Below are 18,308 nucleotides of genomic sequence, written 5' to 3' on the forward strand. Positions count from 1 at the left end.
CCGACCCTGTGGACCAACTCGTACCTCGTCGCCACCATCGGCGGCGCAACCCCGAAGATCGTGAAGAGATATGTCGAGAACCAGCGCAACGTCTGACCAGACACCCATCCACCCTGACGGCGAATGGGCCATCCCTGACCTGCTCCACAGGCAATCCGATTCCTCCCCACGGCTAAAGCCGGGGGTATCCACGGAGGTCTTTCGATGACACCCACCACGCCGTCGGCCGGGCGACGATCGGGGTCCCCGCCGCCAGGCGAGGCCGCGATGACCCGCACCACGCCGCTCAGCAAGCGACGGCCGAGGGGCTTCGCGGCCGGGCGGAGCTTCGGCGGATGCGCGGCGTCGCTCACCGGGCGGTGGCCGGACCGCCGTCCCGTCCCCGCGTCCTCACCATGGGCCGGGAGAAATCTGATGACACCGGCGAGAGCGGGAGGACGGCGATGAGGACGCTGAGGGTCGAGGATGCGGCGTTCGCCTATGGCGAAGGGGAGCCGGTGCTGAACGGTGTCGCCGTGACGGTCCGGCCGGGGGAGGTGCTCGCGGTGACCGGCACTTCGGGGGCCGGCAAGACCACCCTGTTGCGGGCGATGGCAGGGCTGCTCGCGCCGCGGTCCGGGAAGATCTCGGTGGACGGCGCGCCGCTGACCGGGCGGGATCACGCGGTCTCGCTCGGGGTGGTGCTGATCCCGCAGGACAACGGCCTGGCCGCGATCCTCACCGCGGCGGAGAACATCTCCGTGGCGGTGATCGCGACCGGCGGCTCGCCCGCGGACGCCCGGCGGCGCACCGCCGAGACGCTCGACGGGATCGGCCTCTCCGGCCAGGCGAACCAGTTGATCGACGAGCTCTCCGGCGGCCAGCAGCAGCGCACCGCGGTGGCGCGCGGCCTGGCGCTGCGCGGGGAGATCGTGCTGGCCGACGAGGTGACCAGCGAGCTCGACGCCGCCAACCGTCAACGGGTCCTGGACCTGCTGCGGGCCGAGGCGGCCCGGGGCGCGGCGGTCGTCTTCGCCACCCACGACCCGGAGGCCGCCGCCGCTTGCGACCGCGAACTCCACCTCACCGACGGCGTCGTCACCTGGCCCCGCCCCTGACGATGGCACAGGTCCGCGTTTCGCTTTCGGCTCCTTTTCCGGTACGCGTCACCCCGTCCCGCCAGGTCGGGATCGTCCCGTCCGTGCGGCGCGATCTCGCTGCCCACGACGGCCTGTGCCGCGCCCGCCGGGCTGAGGTCTTCGTCCAGGCGGCCGTGAGCGCTCTTTCAAGCGTCTTGAGGCGTCTCTCGCGGCCAGCCGGAGGGTTCCGGCTGGCGGTGGGTGCTCTTCACCGGGTCTTGAGGCGTCTCTCGCGGCCAGCCGGAGGGTTCCGGCTGGCGGTGGGTGCTCTTCACCGGGTCTTGAGGCGTCTCTCACGGCCAGCCGGAGGGTTCCGGCGGGCTGTTGCCGGCGTCTCGGCGGGCGTGAGGCGGTGCTCACGGCCGGCTGGAGGGTGTGTGGGCAGCTCAGCCCGGCGCGGGCGGCAGGGGCTGGACCAGGCAGCGGGTCGCCGGCACGGCGGGACTGGTCCACCGCGTACCGGAAATGGGTTCAGACCGGGGTTTCGTGGCCGGAGGGCACCAGGGTGACCTCGCCCTCGATGTGCTGGACCGTGAAGAGCGTGCCCGGCGGATAGGAGCCGAGCACCTCCGGAGGCAGCTGGACGGTGCCGTCACCGGCGACGACCGCGAAGTCCTGGCCGTCGCGGCCCTCGGCGCCGACGCGGCCGTCGCGGATGGTGACGGCACGGCCGAGACGGGCGCCGACCTCGTTGTCGTGGGTGACCACGACGATGGTGGTCTGGCGTTCGGTGTTGACGGTCTCCAGCGCGTCGAGGACCTCGTCGCGGCCGGCGGTGTCGAGGCGGCTGGTCGGCTCGTCGACGAGGAGCAGGCCGGGGCCGGTGGCGATGCCGACGGCGAGGGCGGCGCGCTGTTGGGCGCCGGGGGTGAGTTCGGCGAGCCGGCGGCGGCCCTGACCGGGGAGGCCGACGAGGTCGAGGATGCGGTCCGGGTCGTCGAGTTCGATGCCGCGGGTGTGTGCGGCCCGGCGCTGGGCGAGCCGGATGTTGCGGTGCAGCGACGCGTAGGGCAGCAGGTTGCGGGAGGCGCCCTGGAGGACGACGCCGACTTCGGTGCCGCGCAGCCGGGAGATCTCTCCGTCGGAGAGTTTGCCCATGTCGTAGGTGCCGATGTTGATGCGCCCGGCGGACGGGCGCATCAGGCCGGCGAGCAGGGCGATGAGGGTGGACTTTCCGGAGCCGGACGGGCCGACCAGGGCCAGTGTCTCGCCGGGGGCGATGGAGAGATCGACGCCGGCGAGAGCGACGACGTCGCCCGCCTCGGCCCGATAGATGTGCACTACCCGGCGGCAGGCGACGGCGAGTCCGTTCATGACGCCCAAACTAATCAACGGCCGCCGCTGTGAATAGGGTGTCCCCGTGCGTGACATCGCCGTTTTCACTGGTTCTGCCCATCCTGAACTCGCCGCCGAGATCTGTGAGCATCTCGGAGTGCCGCTCATGCCCACCCGGATCTCCCGCTTCGCCAACGACTGCATCGAGGTGCAGCTCCAGGGCAACTGCCGGGAGCGGGACGTCTTTCTGATCCAGCCGCTGGTGCCGCCGACCCAGGAGCACCTGGCCGAGTTGCTGTTCATGCTGGATGCGGCGCGGGGTGCGTCGGCGGCCCGGATCACCGTGGTGCTGCCGCACTACGCCTACGCCCGCAGTGACAAGAAGGACGCCCCGCGCATCTCGATCGGGGGACGTCTGGTGGCCGATCTGCTGACCACCGCGGGCGCCGACCGGGTGCTGGCGATGACTCTGCACTCGCCGCAGGTGCACGGCTTCTTCAGCATCCCGGTGGACCACCTGCACGCGCTGCGTGAGCTGGCTCACCATTTCCGCGGCTACGACCTGAGCAACTCGGTCGTGGTCTCGCCGGACCTGGGCAACGCCAAGGAGGCGGCGGCGTTCGCCCGGATGCTGGGGATCGAGGTGGCGGCCGGCGCGAAGCAGCGGTTCGCCGACGACAAGGTGGTGATCAGTTCGGTGATCGGCGAGGTCGCCGACCGGGACGTGATCGTGCTGGACGACGAGATCGCCAAGGGCAGCACGGTGTTCGAGCTGTTGGCCCGGCTGCGCGAGCGCAACGTGCGCAGCGTCCGGGTGGCCTGTACGCACGGCCTGTTCACCAACGACGCGGTGCAGCGGCTGTCGGCGGAGAAGGAGATCGAGGAGATCGTCTGTACGAACACGGTGCCGATCCCGAAGCGGAACCGTACCGACAAGCTGACGATCCTGTCGGTGGCGCCCGCGCTCGCCGAGGCGATGCGGCGGATACACAACGGCGAGTCGGTGAGCGCGCTGTTCGCCTGATTCTGGCAAACCGGCCTCACGGGTCTCACGAAACGCGAATCATTACCGCATGGGTGTCATGGCTTACCCCCTCCGGTACGCGCTCGCCGACCTCGCCCTCGCGCTCAGCCGTGCGGCGGCTGATCCGGCCGAGGTGCAGTCCACGGCAGCCCGCGCCGCCGCCGACATGATCGGTGACGGTGCGGGTGTGCAGCTGCTCCGTGAAGACGGCCGGTACGAGGAGATCTCGTACCACCATCTCGACAATGAACGCTCGGCCCCGCTGGCCCGGGCGCTGAACCGGTTCGGCCAGACTCCCGACGACGAGTACTCGACGACGCTCGCGGCCAGCCGGCGTCCGATCGTGCTGGCCGGTGAGTCGGCGGCGGCGCTGGCCACGCCCGAGTTGTCGGTCACGGCGGCGGTGCTGAGCCCGGTGATCGTGGACAACACGTACGCCGGCTATCTGATCCTGACCAGGCATTCCCCGGAGGCCTTCTACTCCACTCCGGAGGTGGAGCTGGCCCGTGACATCGCCGGCGAGCTGTCGCTGGCGGTGAGCAGCTCCCGCGCCCAGGAGCGGCTGCGGCAGTCCGAGGAGCGGTACCGCCGGGTGCTGGAGACGATTCCGGAGGGTGTGCTGCAACTCGACCCGAACGGGGTGGCGACGTACGCGAACGAGCCGATCGGTGTGGTTCTCGGCATGCCGCGGGCTGAGCTGATGGGGGTGTCGCTGCGGGGCTTTCTGGACAATGTCGGCCAGAAGGAGCTGGATCGCCGGATCAACGAGTGCCGGACCGGCCGTTCCACGGTCGGCGCCACCCGGCTGATGCGGGCGGACGGTTCGCGGCGCAGCGTACGGATCAGCATGATGCCGGTCCAGGACGAGAATCACGAGTTCTCCGGCGTCCTGTGCATGATCACCGACACGACGGATCACATCGACGCGCGGGGCCTGAAGCGGCAGTTGGACCATCTGCGCCGGCTGGACAGCCTGGGCCAGTTGATCGGCGGCCTGTCGCACGATTTCAACAATCTGATGACCGTGGTGGCCGGTTCGGCGGACATGATCCTGAACAGCTCGGAGGAGGAGTCCCCGCATCATCAGCTGGCCAAGGACATCCTGGACGCGGTCGGGACCGGGCGTACGCTCACCCACCAGTTGCTGGCGTTCGGCCGCAGCGAGGGCAACCGGCCCGAGGTGATCCCGGTGCCGGATCTGCTCACCGACGTGCAGGCGCTGTTCAGCCGTACGCTCGGCGAGCGCATCGGCCTGGATCTGGCGTTCGGCCCGGACGTGTGGCCGATCCGCGCCGAGCGGGGTCCACTGGAGCAGGCGCTGGTGAATCTGGCGGCGAACGCCCGGGACGCGATGCTGCACGGCGGCATGGTGCGGGTGACCGCCACCAACGAGGTGATCGAGCCCGGGCAGCTGGCCGAGGGCGCGCCGGCGGGCAAGCTGGTGCACCTGGTGGTCACCGACACGGGCGCCGGCATGAACGAGGAGGTTCGCCGCCGGGCGCTGGAGCCGTTCTTCACCACCCGTCCGACCGCGGCCGGTCTGGGTCTGGCGACCACCGCCGGGATCGTGCACAACCTGGGCGGGTTCATCGAGCTGGAGTCGCAGCCGCGGATCGGCACGACGGTGCACATCTATCTGCCGGCGGCCGAGCAGAAGCCGGGTACGTCGGGGGAGCGGCAGCAGCGGACCAATGTGATCGGCCGGGTGCTGATCGTCGAGGACCAGCCGGATGTGGCGCAGTTGGTGCGGCGGCTGATCGAGCCGGCCGGCTACGAGATCGCGGTGGCGACCGACGCGCTGATGGCGGTGACGCAGGTGGCTTCCGGCACGCGGCCGGATCTGCTGATCACCGATGTGGTGATGCCGACGATGACGGGTCCGGAGCTGGCCGGGGCGTTGCGGACGCATCAGCCGGACCTGCCGGTGCTGTACATGTCTGGGTACACGGCGGCGTCGCTGGGCCCGCAGTTGCATCTGGACGACAACAGCATGCTGCTGGAGAAGCCGTTCACCCGGTCGACGCTGCTGGGCGCGATTCGATCTCTCTGCGGCCCTCAGCCTCCTGTGTCAGGAAAATGACCCCAACTTGCCGAAATTTCGGTCAAAGCGCAGTATTCCGGGGTGGCTGAGGACCAACTCGTCGGGAACTCGTACCGCCTGAAACGCCCGATCGGGCAAGGCGCGACCGGCACCGTCTGGCGGGGAGAGCACCACCCCACCGGCGAACCGGTGGCCGTCAAGCTGCTGCACGAGAGCCTGCTCCGGCAGCCGCGGCTGGTCACCAGGTTCGTTCAGGAGCGGACCATCCTGTTGATGCTCCGGCATCCCAACGTGGTCCGGGTCCGCGACCTGTTCAGCGTCGGCGAGACGCTGGCGCTGGTGATGGACCTGGTGGACGGCGGCAATCTGCGCGACCACCTGCACCGTGACGGGACGGTGCCGCCCGCCGAGGCGGCCCGTCTCGCCGCGCAGATCGCCGCCGCCCTCGCCGAGGCGCACGAACTGGGCATCATCCACCGCGACCTGAAACCGGACAACGTGCTGCTGGACGGCGACGGCCAGACCCGGCTCACCGATTTCGGCATCGCCCGGATCCTCACGCTGCCCAGCATGACGACGCCGAACGCGGTGGTCGGCACCCCGCACTACATGGCGCCGGAGGCCTTCCACGGCACCACGCCGAGCGCGGCCACCGACGTGTACGCCCTCGGCGTCCTGCTCTACGAGCTGGTCAGCGGGCATCCGCCGTACCGGTCGGACTCGATCCCGGAACTGATGCGCCTGCACGCGGAGGGGAAGCCGGAGCGCCGCGACGGCATCCCCGATCCGCTCTGGCGGACCGTGACCGCCTGCCTCTCCGGCAAGCCGCGTCTGCGCCCGAGCGCCGCCGAACTCGTCACCGACCTGACCGCGCTGGCCACCAGCCTGCGGTCGGCGCCCGCGCTGCCGCCGCCCGCTCCGGAAGCGCCGGCCGAGGCGCGTTCGGAGGAGGCCGGCCCGCGCAAGCCGCCGGTGCCCGCCCCTCGCCGGCGTCCCCGCAACGACGTGCCGGCCAACCGCTGGTCCCGGCCGTCGGCGATCGCGGCACTCACGGCTGGGGCGATGCTCGTCTCGGCGATCGCCACCACGGCGTGGCATCTGGGCCGGCAGGACGACGAACGGCCGGAGGCGGCGCCCACCGTGATCGTCGCCCCGAGCGTTCCGTCACCCATCCTGAGCGTCTCGCCGCGCGCCGTCGCCTCCCGCCCTCCGGCGACCCGATCCGGCAAGCAGCGCCGGACCGCGAGGGGCGTCGCGCTTCCCGCGTCCCGGCCCGACCCCGCGGCGGTACGCGCGACGCGCGCGACCCCGGCCAGGCCCACCCGGGCGCCGCTGCCGGAGGCGAAGCCCCGCGGTCCGTGGCAGTGCGCGCAGGGCCTGGTGTTCGATCTGCCGAGCCGGACCGCCGTGGGCCCGCGCCCGTGCCATTCGACCGGCCGGGACGTCCGCTTCCGGGGGACGCTGACCGCCCCGGCCGGCGGCAGTGCCCGGATCGAGGTGAGCTTGCGGGACGCCGCCACCGGACGGACCGTGGCCGGGCCGGCCACCTGTGACGGGCTGAACTTCACCCGGCGCAGCTTCACCCACGAGTGCGGGCCGGCGACCGCCAGCCCACGCCGGGGGCGCAGCTACACGGTGGTCATGTCGGTGCGGTACGTCCGCGACGGCCGGGCTCTGGTGAACACCACCAAGGGGCACACCTTCACCTGGTGACGGTCAACGGTCGCGCAGCGACTCGGCCATCCGGCGTACGAAATCGGGGTCGTCCTCCGGGCCGATGGGCGTCGCGACGGCCTGGACCGGAACGCCGGGGGTGACCCGCCCGGAGCGGAACCAGGCGATGGCCCCGAGGACCGGGCAGAGCAGGATGAGCACCACCCAGGCGGAACGCGGGAACGACTGGAGGCGCGACCGGTCGGTGACCAGGCAGTCGATCAGCGCCACCACGCTGAGGGCGACGACGGCTAGGAAGATCAGCGTGTTCAGGCGGGCCATGACGAACACGATGGCGGCCGTGGGCGGCCGGCGCCGGTCCGCCCACGGTGCCGTTCAGTAGCGTCAGCCGGCCGCCTCAGCGAAGGCCGGCAGGTATCCGCTGGTGTAGCCGCTGGTGTTGGGGTGGTACGAGTTCTGCGGCGGGACGATCGTCAACCCGTTGATCCACCGGCGCGACGAACACACGCCGTGCCCGGTGAACTCGTCGCGCACCTCGGAGTAGACGAACCCGGCCGCCTCGGCGCGCTGTTTGATCATGTCGTCGAGGACGCGGGCGCCGTCGTTGATCGACCGCCGTTTGGCCGTGCTCATCTCGCAGATCACCGACGAGGTGTCGAAGATCAGCGGGTAGGAGAGGACCACCACCCGGGCGTCCGGCGCCTTGGCCCGGATCGCCGCGTACGCCGCGTCCAGTTTGCCCGGCAGGGTGTTCGCGACGTACGCCTTGCCCTCGTTCACCTTGGCCGCGCAGGCCGAGTCGCTCGAGGTCAGGCAGGTGACGATGGTCGGCGCGAACCCGGCGTCGTTGCCGCCGATGGTGATGCTGACCAGGTCGGCGCCCGCCTTGATGGCCGGCGCCTGGGTGCGGACGACGTCGTCGGTGGTGGCGCCGCCGCACGCCAGGAACTGGAAGGACGCCGGGCTGTTGGCCGCGGCCCATTTCGGCGCGTAGCTGTTGTTGCTGCGCAGGCAGGTGCCGGACTGGCCGGGCGCGCCGACGCCGGAGGAGTAGGAATCGCCCAGGGCGACGTAGTCGATGCTCGCCGCCTGGGCGGGTGCGGCGATGGCGAGGCTCAGGACGGACGAGGTGGCGAGGCAGGCGAGGACGGTAGCCCTACTCATCGATGGCCTCCGATGCTCCACGTGGGGATCCGGGGACCGAAGCGCTTCGGTTACCGCACGGTAAGCCCGCCTTCCGAGAAAAGGAATCCGGTGAAATTCCTGTTAAGAAGTAGTAACATCCATCGATGTGACCTGGGGTTATCGCGCAAGGTCATGTTTCGTGTGCGCCCCGGAGCGTGTCAAGCGGATCCACAGCGACTTTTCAGGCACGCGAGCTAGCGTTTGATCATGGAGGAGAGCCGGGCCCGCCGTGTCGTCACTCGCCTGCGAGAGCGCGACGTTTTCGCCCATCTGAAACTCCCGAGCGCCGGTCGCTCCGGCTACGCCGTCCGCATCGTGATACCCGACGGCCGCGAGGCACTGTGGGGCGACGACGGCTCGGCCGCCCTCAAAGCCCAGGTGATGCGGGACGGTGTCCTGGTCGGCTTCGTCGACTCCATCCCCGGCTCCGAGGACTTCACCGACGACCAGGTCGTCGACGCCATCGCGGCCGCCGACTACGACCGCCCGATCGGCCGCTCCGTCCCGCCCGCGGTCCGCCGCCCGCCACCGCCACCGCCACCCCCGAGCCTCGCCCAGCGCTGGCGGGGCCTGCGCAGCTGACAACCCGCGTGTCGAGTTCGGGTGCGATGCGCACCCGAACTCAACACGCTGGGTTCTGGGTGGCCGCGCGGTTGGTGTGTTGGGTTCGGGCGCGCATCGCACCCGTTTTCGACACGGTGGGGCTAGCGCAACTCCGCGTGTTGAGTTCGGGCGCGCATCGCACCCGAACTCAACACACCCCGTCAGGCGGAGTCGCGCAGCACCAGCGGGGTGGGCAGCAGCTGGCCACCGGAATCCGGGTGTTCCCCCCGGAGCTGGCGCAGCACGAGCTGAGCCGCACAGGAGCCGATCTCCTTGGCCGGCTGATGAACCGTGGTGAGCTGCGGCTGGCACCGGACCGCCCACGTGCTGTCGTCGAAGCCCACCACCCCGACGTCGCCTGGCACGCTGCGACCGGCCTCGCGCAGCGCCTCCAGGGCGCCGGCGGCCAGCGCGTCGGAGGCGGCGAAGACGCCGTCCACGCGGGGGTCGCGTTCGAGAAGCGCGCGCATGCCTTTGACGCCGGACCCGTAGTCGTAGTGCGGGACGTCGGCGACCAGCTCCTCGTCGAACAGCGGGCCGAGCGCGGCGCGGAAGCCGGACAGCCGGTCGATGCCGGAGTCCCGGTCGAGCGCGGCGGCGATCATGCCGACCCGGCGCCGGCCGCCGGTGAGCAGGTGTTCGGTGATGGCGCGGGCTGAGCCGACGTTGTCTATTCCGACGAACGGGATGCGCCGGTCGAGCTCGGGCGGGTGACCGACGAACGCGGCCGGCAGGGACAGATCGCTGATCACCTTGATGATCGGGTCCCGGGTGCGGGCCGACACGACGATGGCCCCGTCGACGAAGCCGCCGCTCAGATAGCGGGCGACCCGCTCGGTGTCCCGGGACGACTCGACGACCAGGCTGACCATCTGGTGGTCGGCGAGCGACAGCGCGGCGTTGGCCCCCAGCATGATCGAGCCGATGTTGGGGTCGTCGAGGAAGAGCGAGTGCGGCTCCAGCGCGACGAACGCGACCGCCTGCGACCTGCGCATCTTCAGCGCCCGCGCCGCGTTGTTCGGAACGTAGCCCACTTCGGTGATCGCCGCCTCGATGGCGGCACGTGCCTCGGCGGAGACGTAGCCGCCGTTCAGAACGCGGCTCACGGTGCCCCGGGAAACGCCGGCCGCGGCCGCGATGTCGTGCACCGTGGCACGTCTCTGCGGCTGGCGCTTGTCAGGTTGGGGCCGGGACATGCGATCAACAGTAGCCCGCTCGCTATTGACCTCTTCCCAGGCCAGTCCTACTGTGTGCACGTTCACACATCCGTAACCGCCATTTGGGTTCGCGGAAATGTGTGCACGTGCACACATCCGTTGACCAGGAGTGCCATGAAACACGTACGCATGCCGGTTCCGGGCGTCAGCCTGGGCTGCGACTACAACCCGGAGCAGTGGTCGCCGGACGTCTGGCGCGAGGACGTCGCGCTCATGCGGCAGGCCGGGGTGGACCTGGTGGCCGTCAACATCTTCGGCTGGTCCAACCTCGAGCCGAGCCCGGGGGAGTACCGGTTCGACGACCTGGACGAGGTCGTCGAACTGCTGCACGCGGGCGGCATCAAGCTCAACCTCGGCACCGGCACCTCGTCCCCGCCGCCCTGGCTGACCACCCTGCACCCCGAGGTGCTGCCGGTCGCGGCGGACGGCACGACCCGGTTCCCGGGCGGCCGGCAGGCCTGGTGCCCCAGCTCCCCGGTCTTCCGGGAGCGGGCGCTCGACCTGGTCGGCCGGGTCGCCCGCCGGTACGGCGATCACCCCGCCCTGGCCCTGTGGCACGTCTCCAACGAGCTGGGCTGCCACAACGCGCTCTGCTACTGCGAGACCAGCGCCGAGGCGTTCCGGAACTGGCTGCGTGGCCGTTACCGCAAGATCGAGACGCTGAACGCGGCCTGGGGTACCTCCTTCTGGAGCCAGCGGTACGGCGACTGGTCGGAGATCCAGCCGCCCCGGCTCGCGCTGTCGCTGCGCAACCCGGCCCAGATCGTCGACTTCCACCGGTTCAGCTCCGACGAGCTGCTCGGCCACTACCGGGCCGAGGCCGCCGTCCTGCGGGAGCACTCCGAGGCGCCGGTCACCACGAACTTCATGGTCACCGCCCACATCCGCAACCTGGACTACTGGTCCTGGGCGCCGGAGATGGACGTGATCGCCAACGACCACTACCTGGACCACCGTCTCGGCGACCCGGTGGCGGAACTGTCCTTCGCCGCCGACCTGACCCGGGGCCTGGCCGGCGGCCGTCCGTGGATGCTGATGGAGCAGGCGGCCGGCGCGGTCAACTGGCAGCCGCACAACCTCACCAAGGCGCCCGGTGAGATGATCCGCAACTCGCTGACCCACGTGGCCCGCGGCGCCGACTCGGTCTGCTTCTTCCAGTGGCGGGCGTCGGCCCAGGGCGCCGAGAAGTTCCACTCGGCGCTGCTGCCGCATGCCGGCACCGACACGCTCGCCTGGCGTGAGGTGCTGCGGCTGTCCGGGATCCTGGACCGGATCGGTGAGGTGGCCGGCACCGAGGTCGAGGCCGACACGGCTCTGCTGTTCAGCTGGGACTCGTGGTGGTCGGCCGAGGGGGAGGCGCGGCCGTCGCAGGCGGTGACCTACCTCGACCAGGTGCACGCCGCACACCGGGCGCTGCGCGAGCTGGGCGCGACCACCGACGTGATCGCCCCCGGCGCCGACCTGAGCCGCTACCGGCTCGTCGTCGTCCCGTGCCTCTACATGGTGTCGGACACCGACGCGCAGGCCATCGCCGACTACGTGGCCGGCGGCGGGCGCGTGGTGGTCACCTTCTTCAGCGGGATCGTGGACGAGCGGGACCGGATCCGGCTGGGCGGCTATCCGGGCGCGTTCCGGGATCTGCTCGGGGTGGTGGCGGAGGAGTTCGCACCCTTGTTGCCTGGAATGTCCGTATCGTTGAGCAACGGCGGAACCGGCACTCTCTGGACCGAGCGACTGCGGGTCACCACGGCGACGGTCGAGGCCGAGTATCTCGACGGTCCGATGCCCGGGATTCCGGCGATCACCCGCAATCAGTACGGCGACGGGCTGGCCTGGTATGTAGCCACCAAAACGGATCTGTCTGATCTGCTGCGGACGATAACGGGGGCCCGGCAGACCGGCCAGGCCGAGATCGTCCGGCGCACCGGCGACGGCCGCGGCTACCTCTTCGTCATCAATCACGGGACCGATCCCGTCGAATGTCCCGCCACCGGCCACGACCTGATCACCGGTCAGGCGGTCGACGGGCTGCTCCGCGTCGAGGGCGGCGGGGTGGCGGTCGTCCGGGAGGAGGCACCGTGAGAGCGCCGAAGAAGGCACTGCTGTTCTTCATCGTCCCGTTCGGCGTGCTGTTCACGGCGTTCTACCTGGCCCCGATCCTGTACGCGATCAAACAGTCGCTGTACAAGGTCCAGCGCACCGGAACGTTCGGCCCGGCCACCGAGGTGTTCGGCGGCCTGGCCCAGTATCAGCGGGTCTTCTCCGACGGCCCGTTCTGGGAGTCGATCGGCCGGGTGCTGCTGTTCGGCATCGTGCAGGTTCCGGTGATGCTCGGCCTGGCCCTGTTCCTGGCGCTGCTGCTGGACTCGGGGCTGGTCAAGGGACGGCGGTTCTTCCGGCTGGCGTTCTTCGTCCCGTACGCGGTGCCCGGTGTGGTCGCCGCGATCATGTGGGGCTTCCTCTACTCCCCGAACCTGTCCCCGTTCGCCACGATGACCAGCGCCGCCGACCTGCTCAGCGCCGACCTGGTGCTCTGGTCCATGGCGAACGTGGTGACCTGGGTGTACGTCGGCTACAACATGCTGATCATCTACTCCTCGCTGCTGGCGATCCCGCAGGAGGTGTACGAGGCGGCCCGCATCGACGGCGCCGGCGCGGTCCGTACCGCCTGGTCCATCAAGATTCCGCTGGTCATGCCGGCGATCGTGCTGACCACCGTCTTCTCGATCATCGGCACCCTGCAACTGCTCGCCGAACCGGCCGTGTTCCGCACCTTCAGCTCCGCGGTGACCAGCACGTACACGCCGAACCTGACGGTGTACTCCACCTCGGCCATCCCGAACTTCAATCTGGCCGCGGCGTTCTCCGTGGTCCTGGCGCTCGCCACGTGCGTCCTGTCCTTCGCGTTCCTGAAGGTCACCCAGCGAGGAGGGGACAAGTGAAGCGCCTGGCGCCGATGGCCGTCATGGGGGCGGCGACGCTGTACTTCCTGGTCCCCATCTGGTGGCTGGTGGTCGCGGCCTCCAAGACACGCGACCAGTTCAACAACACCGATCCGCTCTGGTTCGCCGACTTCGCACTGGTGGACAACCTCGGGGAGCTGTTCGCGTACCGTGACGGGGTTTTCCTGCGCTGGATGCTGAACAGCGTCCTCTACACCGGCGGCGCCGCCCTGTTCGGCACGATCCTGGCCGCGATGTGTGGCTACGCCCTGGCCAAGTACCGCTTCCGGGGCCGCGAGGCGATCTTCAACATCGTGCTCAGCGGGGTCCTGGTGCCGGCCACCGCCCTCGCCCTGCCGCTGTTCCTGATCTTCAGCCAGTTCGAGGCGACGAACACCTTCTGGTCGGTCTTCCTGCCCAGCCTGGTCAACCCGTTCGGCGTCTACCTGGCCCGGATCTACGCCACCGCGAGCGTCCCGGACGAGCTTCTCGAAGCGTCCCGCCTGGACGGCTCCGGCGAGATCCGCACCTTCTTCACCATCTCCGGCAAGCTGATGTTCCCGGCCCTGGTGACGATCTTCCTGTTCCACTTCGTGGCCGTCTGGAACAACTTCCTGCTCCCGCTGATCATGCTCGGCGAGGAGAAGCTGTTCCCGGTCACGCTCGGCCTCTACTCCTGGAACACCCAGGTGAACCAGATCCCTGAGCTGCGGATGCTCGTGCTCACCGGCGCTCTCGTCTCGATCGTCCCGCTGGTGGTCGCGTTCCTGCTCCTGCAGCGCTTCTGGCGCAACGGCCTCGGCTCCGGCGCCATCAAGTAATCCCTCCTGTTGAGAAATGAGGAACACCATGCGTATGAGGTCACTCAGCGTCGTGCTGGTTTCAGCGCTCGCGCTCGGCGCTTGTTCGTCCGGAGGCGACGAGGCGACCACGACGGAGGCGGCGAAGTGCGCCCCGTCGGAGGGCAACGTCACGCTGACCTACACCACCTGGATCCCCGGGATCGACGACGTGGTGAAGCTCTGGAACGACAAGAACCCGAACATCCAGGTCAAGGTGCAGACCGGCCCGAACGGCAACGGCGGCACCTACGCCAACTTCTTCAACCAGATCAAGGCCGGCAACACCCCCGACCTGGGCCACATCGAGTACGACGCGCTGCCCAGCTTCCGCGTCCAGGACGGCCTGGCGAACCTGGCCGACTGCTCCGAGGTGACCGCCGCCAAGGACAAGTTCGTCGACTGGACCTGGGGACAGGTCACCTTCGGTGAGCAGAACTCGGTCTACGGCATCCCGCAGGACGCCGGCCCCATGGCGATGTTCTACCGCAAGGACCTGTTCGAGAAGAACGGCATCCCGATCCCCACGACCTGGGACGAGTACGCCGCCGCCGCCGAGAAGGTGAAGGCCGCCGGCGGCTACATCACCAACTTCTCGCAGAGCGACATCAACCAGTTCGCCGGTCTCGCCTGGCAGGCGGGCGGCCGCTGGTTCGCCAACGACGGCAGCAAGTGGACCGTCAACTTCCAGGACGAGGGCACCACCAAGGTCGCCGACTACTGGCAGAACCTGATCAGCAAGAAGCTCGTCTCCAGCGTCCCGCCGTGGACCACCGAGTGGGACAACGCCTACAACAAGGGCAACGCCTGGACCTGGGTCTCCGCGGTGTGGGGCGCCAACTCGATCATGTCGGGCGCGCCGGACACCAAGGGCAAGTGGGCGGTCGCCCCGATGCCGCAGTGGACCTCCGGCGGCACGGTCGCCGGTAACTGGGGCGGCTCCTCCACCGCGGTCTTCAAGAACTCCAAGCACCCGTACGAGGCCGCGAAGTTCGCTCTCTGGCTGAACACCTCCGAGGAGGCGCTCACCGCGCTGAACAAGGCGGCACAGCTCTACCCGGCGACCAAGGACGGCGCCAAACTCCCGGCTCTCTCCCAGGGAGTCGAGTTCTACGGCGGCCAGAAGATCTACGATGTCTTCGCGACCGCCTCCACCCAGGTCGCCGCCGACTTCGTCTGGGGACCGACGATGACCGACACCTACGCCTCCGCCTCGGACGGTTTCAAGGCCGTCGTCTCCGGCACGGGCACGCTCAACGACGCGCTCAAGACCGCGCAGGCGAAGACCGTCGAAACCCTCAAGTCCCAGTCCATCCCGGTCGCCGAGTGACCGTGTTCCACCTGCGCGCCGCGGGTGTCAGCCTCGTGCTCGACACCCGCGGCACCGCCGCGCACATCCTCCACTGGGGCCCGGACCTGGGGGACTTCACCTGCACCGAGGACACTCTCGTGCCCGCGGTGCCACCGAGCTCGATCGACGTACCCCTGCGGTTGTCGCTCCTGCCGTCGATCTCCGAGGGATGGACCGGTCGCCCCGCGTGGGCCGGCGCCGGCTTCCGGACAGCCGAGGCCCAACTTCAAGATCAAACGATTTTCGTACGCTCGACGAGCCCCGATTCCGCGCAAGAGGTGTCGACACAGCTGGAATTGTCCGCGGAGGGAGTCCTGCGGCTGCGGCACCGCCTCACCAACCGTGGCGACGACGAGCTGATCGTTCCCGGCCTCGACGCGCTGCTCCCGATCCCGGACGAGGCGTCCGAGCTGCTCGACTTCACCGGCCTCTGGTCCCACGAACGGCAGCCGCAGCGCGCCCCGCTGCGCCACGGCGTGTGGAGCCGGGAGAGCCGGCACGGCCGCCCCGGCCACGACGACGCGTTCCTGATGATGGCGGGAGTCCCCGGGTTCGGCTTCCGGCACGGCCGGGTGTGGGCCGTCCACCTGGCGTGGAGCGGCGACAAGCGGATCTGGGCCGAGCGGTCGCCCCTCGGCTACGGCGTCCTGGGCGCCGGCGAGCTGCTCTCTCCCGGCGAGATCCGGTTGGCCCCCGGTGGCTCCTACGAGACGCCGTGGCTGGTCGCCGTCTTCTCCGACACCGGCATCGACGGCCTGTCCGACCGCCTGCACCCGTGGATCCGTGGCGGGAACCCGCTGCGCAAGCCCCGCCCGGTCGTCCTGAACACGTGGGAGGCCGTCTACTTCGACCACGACCTCGGCGTGCTGAGCGACCTGGTCGACGCCGCCGCCGAGGTCGGGGTGGAACGGTTCGTGCTGGACGACGGCTGGTTCACCGGCCGCCGCGACGACAAGCGCGCCCTCGGCGACTGGACCGTCGACGCCGACGTCTGGCCGAAGGGCCTGCACCCGCTGATCGAGCGGGTGCACGGCGCCGGCATGGATTTCGGCCTCTGGGTCGAACCCGAGATGATCAGCCCCGAGTCGGCCCTGGCCGCCGCCCACCCGGACTGGATTCTCGACGGCGGCACCGGCCCCACCTGGCGCCGGCAGCGCGTCCTCGACCTCACCAAGGCCCACGACCACCTGCTGGAGCGCCTGAGCGCGCTGCTCACCGAGTACCCGATCGCGTTCCTCAAGTGGGACCACAACCGGGACCTGCTGACCCCTTCCGCGGCCGCGCAGACACGTGCCCTCTACCGGCTGCTCGCCATGTTGCGCACCCGGTTCCCGCACGTGGAGATCGAGAGCTGCGCCTCCGGCGGGGCCCGCATCGACCTGGGCATCCTCCCGCTGGTCGACCGGTTCTGGACCTCCGACACCAACGACCCGCTGGACCGGCAGTCGATCCAGCGCTGGACCGGCGTCCTGATCCCGCCGGAGTTTCTGGGCGGCCACCTGGGCGCGGCCACCGCCCACGTCACCGGCCGCACCTCCGCGCTCGGACTGCGCCTGGCCACCGCCCTGTTCGGCAGCGCCGGCATCGAGTGGAACCTGAACACCGCCGACGTCACCGAACGGGAACAGATCACCGCCTGGATCGCCGAACACAAGCGCCTGCGCCCGCTGCTGCACTCCGGCCGGGTGGTCCGCGCCGACTCACCCGACCCGGCGCACCTGCTGCACGGCGTGGTCGCCCAGGACCGCACCCACGCCGTGTTCGCCCTGGTCGCACTCGGCTCCCCGCGGTCCGCGCTGCCACCGCCGATCCGGTTGCCCGGCCTCGACCCGGACCGGCTCTACACGGTCCGCCCGGTCGGCGTGCCACCCCGGACACTGCAGGACGCCCCACCGCCCTGGCTGGCCGCCGGCTCGGCGACCCTGCCCGGCCGGGTCCTGGCCGAGGTGGGGCTGCCCGCCCCTCTCCTCACCCCCGAACAGGCCCTGCTCCTCGAACTGACCTGAGCGTGTGGATCTCGGCTGCCGCACGCGAGTCCACAGCGAAACATCGGAGACCGCCTCCGCGTATGACGTTCGTGTACGCTGGACCCGTGCCGGATCGCGAGATCATCGTTCCCGAATACATCTACGATCAGCTCGTCGAGATCGGTGTCAGCGTTCTCGATCTGCTGGACGTGCTACACGGAGACGGGCCGAGGCTGCGACGATGGCTTCGGACCGCAAGACCTGATGCTGGTCGGGTTCGGGCGATCCGGTGTCTGGCTGGCGGTTCACTTGGTCGAAGACGACTACCGCGACGAGATGTTCACCGTCCGGGCCGCGCGCACCTTGGACGGACCGGAACGCAAGGCGATCGAAGGAACACAGCCATGAGCGAAGCAGCTAAGCAGCGGGCAGACGCAGCCCACGCGTTCAATGAGCCGATCACCGTCGAATCAGCGCAACTGTTCCAGCCCGCCGACCGTCCCGATACGGTCAAGGTCGCACTCACCACTCGGTTTCCTCCCGAGCTTCTCGAGCGCATTGCCGCCGAGGCGGAACGACGCGGCACCACACCCAGCGATGTCATCCGTGACCTGGTCGACCGTGGCCTCCGCGCTCTGGAGAACAGCCCCGTCGTCACCATTCGCCTCGCCGACGCGCACGCTGCTCTCGACGCGGCCATCCACAACGCCGCCTGACGTCGGCGACCGTCCCCGCCCGCAGCCCGTGCCCCGGGCGGGCGACTGATGTACGACGTCGGTGTCAGGCGCCGCCGAAACGCTCGGTACGGACTCGTTTCGGGTCGTGGCCGAGAGCGACCAGCATGTCGGCGACCGTCTCGACGAAGGTGTTCGGGCCGCAGACGAAGCAGTCCGGCTGGAAGTCGGGCGGCCAGCCGTACGTGTTCACCGTCGCCACGTCGATCCGTTTCGGCGGATGCGGCCAGTCGTCCGGCGCCTTGCGGGTGTAGACGAACCGCACGTCCAGCCCGGCGTCCTCACGACCGCGGCGGCGCAGTTCGTCGGCGTAGAGGGCGTCCTCCGGCGTACGCACC

Annotated in this window: 17 protein-coding genes and 1 pseudogene; 13 read left to right on the plus strand and 5 right to left on the minus strand. The window is 69.9% G+C overall.

Annotated features, from left to right (window positions below):
- On the plus strand, nt 1-96 hold a 96-nt coding region (locus AB0I88_RS38255; RefSeq protein WP_361036663.1), incomplete at its 5' end, for a transposase.
- A gap of 347 nt (nt 97-443) precedes the next feature.
- Entirely contained in the window at nt 444-1,097 is a 654-nt protein-coding gene (locus tag AB0I88_RS38260) for an ATP-binding cassette domain-containing protein (RefSeq protein WP_361036631.1), read from the plus strand.
- A 492-nt stretch (nt 1,098-1,589) separates the two neighbouring features.
- Here the strand turns inward: AB0I88_RS38260 and AB0I88_RS38265 are convergent, their stop codons facing one another.
- Nucleotides 1,590-2,432 carry an ATP-binding cassette domain-containing protein gene (locus tag AB0I88_RS38265; protein WP_361036633.1) on the minus strand — a complete coding sequence of 281 codons (843 nt, stop codon included), beginning with the start codon at nt 2,430-2,432 and terminating at the stop codon, nt 1,590-1,592.
- A gap of 46 nt (nt 2,433-2,478) precedes the next feature.
- Here AB0I88_RS38265 and AB0I88_RS38270 point away from each other — a divergent pair, with 46 nt between their 5' ends.
- The 3 genes from AB0I88_RS38270 to AB0I88_RS38280 are packed head-to-tail and all read left to right on the plus strand — an operon-like array spanning nt 2,479 to nt 7,171.
- Nucleotides 2,479-3,417, plus strand: a complete 939-nt coding sequence (locus tag AB0I88_RS38270) for a ribose-phosphate pyrophosphokinase (protein ID WP_361036635.1) — start codon at nt 2,479-2,481, stop codon at nt 3,415-3,417.
- Between the two features lie 58 nt (nt 3,418-3,475).
- Nucleotides 3,476-5,497 carry a response regulator gene (locus AB0I88_RS38275; RefSeq protein WP_361036637.1) on the plus strand — a complete coding sequence of 674 codons (2,022 nt, stop codon included), beginning with the start codon at nt 3,476-3,478 and terminating at the stop codon, nt 5,495-5,497.
- 42 nt (nt 5,498-5,539) lie between these two features.
- Complete coding sequence (locus AB0I88_RS38280; protein ID WP_361036639.1) at nt 5,540-7,171, plus strand: protein kinase; 1,632 nt, start codon at nt 5,540-5,542, stop codon at nt 7,169-7,171.
- Between the two features lie 3 nt (nt 7,172-7,174).
- On the opposite strand, the gene AB0I88_RS38285 is transcribed toward AB0I88_RS38280, so the two are convergent.
- Both AB0I88_RS38285 and AB0I88_RS38290 read right to left on the minus strand, forming a co-directional pair.
- The gene (locus AB0I88_RS38285) at nt 7,175-7,453 is read right to left on the minus strand and encodes a PLD nuclease N-terminal domain-containing protein (protein WP_361036641.1); all 279 of its coding nucleotides are present in this window, start codon (nt 7,451-7,453) and stop codon (nt 7,175-7,177) included.
- Nucleotides 7,454-7,516: 63 nt separating this feature from the next.
- Nucleotides 7,517-8,296, minus strand: coding sequence for an SGNH/GDSL hydrolase family protein (locus tag AB0I88_RS38290; RefSeq protein WP_361036643.1), 780 nt, complete (start codon nt 8,294-8,296; stop codon nt 7,517-7,519).
- A gap of 228 nt (nt 8,297-8,524) precedes the next feature.
- On the opposite strand from AB0I88_RS38290, the gene AB0I88_RS38295 reads away from it, so the two are divergent.
- Nucleotides 8,525-8,899, plus strand: a complete 375-nt coding sequence (locus tag AB0I88_RS38295) for a hypothetical protein (protein WP_361036645.1) — start codon at nt 8,525-8,527, stop codon at nt 8,897-8,899.
- A gap of 182 nt (nt 8,900-9,081) precedes the next feature.
- Here the strand turns inward: AB0I88_RS38295 and AB0I88_RS38300 are convergent, their stop codons facing one another.
- Entirely contained in the window at nt 9,082-10,116 is a 1,035-nt protein-coding gene (locus AB0I88_RS38300) for a LacI family DNA-binding transcriptional regulator (RefSeq protein WP_361036647.1), read from the minus strand.
- Between the two features lie 135 nt (nt 10,117-10,251).
- Here AB0I88_RS38300 and AB0I88_RS38305 point away from each other — a divergent pair, with 135 nt between their 5' ends.
- From AB0I88_RS38305 to AB0I88_RS38335, 7 genes are all read left to right on the plus strand, one after another.
- Nucleotides 10,252-12,219, plus strand: a complete 1,968-nt coding sequence (locus tag AB0I88_RS38305; RefSeq protein WP_361036649.1) for a beta-galactosidase — start codon at nt 10,252-10,254, stop codon at nt 12,217-12,219.
- The gene (locus AB0I88_RS38310; RefSeq protein WP_361036651.1) at nt 12,216-13,079 is read left to right on the plus strand and encodes a sugar ABC transporter permease; all 864 of its coding nucleotides are present in this window, start codon (nt 12,216-12,218) and stop codon (nt 13,077-13,079) included. The genes AB0I88_RS38305 and AB0I88_RS38310 overlap by 4 nt, the downstream gene beginning before the upstream one ends.
- Complete coding sequence (locus AB0I88_RS38315; RefSeq protein WP_361036653.1) at nt 13,076-13,900, plus strand: carbohydrate ABC transporter permease; 825 nt, start codon at nt 13,076-13,078, stop codon at nt 13,898-13,900. The genes AB0I88_RS38310 and AB0I88_RS38315 overlap by 4 nt, the downstream gene beginning before the upstream one ends.
- Nucleotides 13,901-13,928: 28 nt before the next feature.
- Entirely contained in the window at nt 13,929-15,248 is a 1,320-nt protein-coding gene (locus AB0I88_RS38320) for an extracellular solute-binding protein (RefSeq protein ID WP_361036655.1), read from the plus strand.
- Nucleotides 15,245-17,275 carry an alpha-galactosidase gene (locus AB0I88_RS38325; protein WP_361036657.1) on the plus strand — a complete coding sequence of 677 codons (2,031 nt, stop codon included), beginning with the start codon at nt 15,245-15,247 and terminating at the stop codon, nt 17,273-17,275. The genes AB0I88_RS38320 and AB0I88_RS38325 overlap by 4 nt, the downstream gene beginning before the upstream one ends.
- 144 nt (nt 17,276-17,419) lie before the next feature.
- A complete protein-coding gene (locus AB0I88_RS38330) occupies nt 17,420-17,644 on the plus strand; it encodes a hypothetical protein (RefSeq protein ID WP_361036659.1) in 225 nt (74 codons plus the stop codon).
- A complete protein-coding gene (locus tag AB0I88_RS38335; protein WP_361036661.1) occupies nt 17,641-17,952 on the plus strand; it encodes a CopG family transcriptional regulator in 312 nt (103 codons plus the stop codon). The genes AB0I88_RS38330 and AB0I88_RS38335 overlap by 4 nt, the downstream gene beginning before the upstream one ends.
- A 64-nt stretch (nt 17,953-18,016) precedes the next feature.
- Here the strand turns inward: AB0I88_RS38335 and AB0I88_RS38340 are convergent.
- A pseudogene (locus tag AB0I88_RS38340) lies at nt 18,017-18,308 on the minus strand (oxidoreductase); the annotation flags it as partial.

It is taken from the genome of Actinoplanes sp. NPDC049802 (genome assembly GCF_040656595.1).
GTDB lineage: Bacteria > Actinomycetota > Actinomycetes > Mycobacteriales > Micromonosporaceae > Actinoplanes.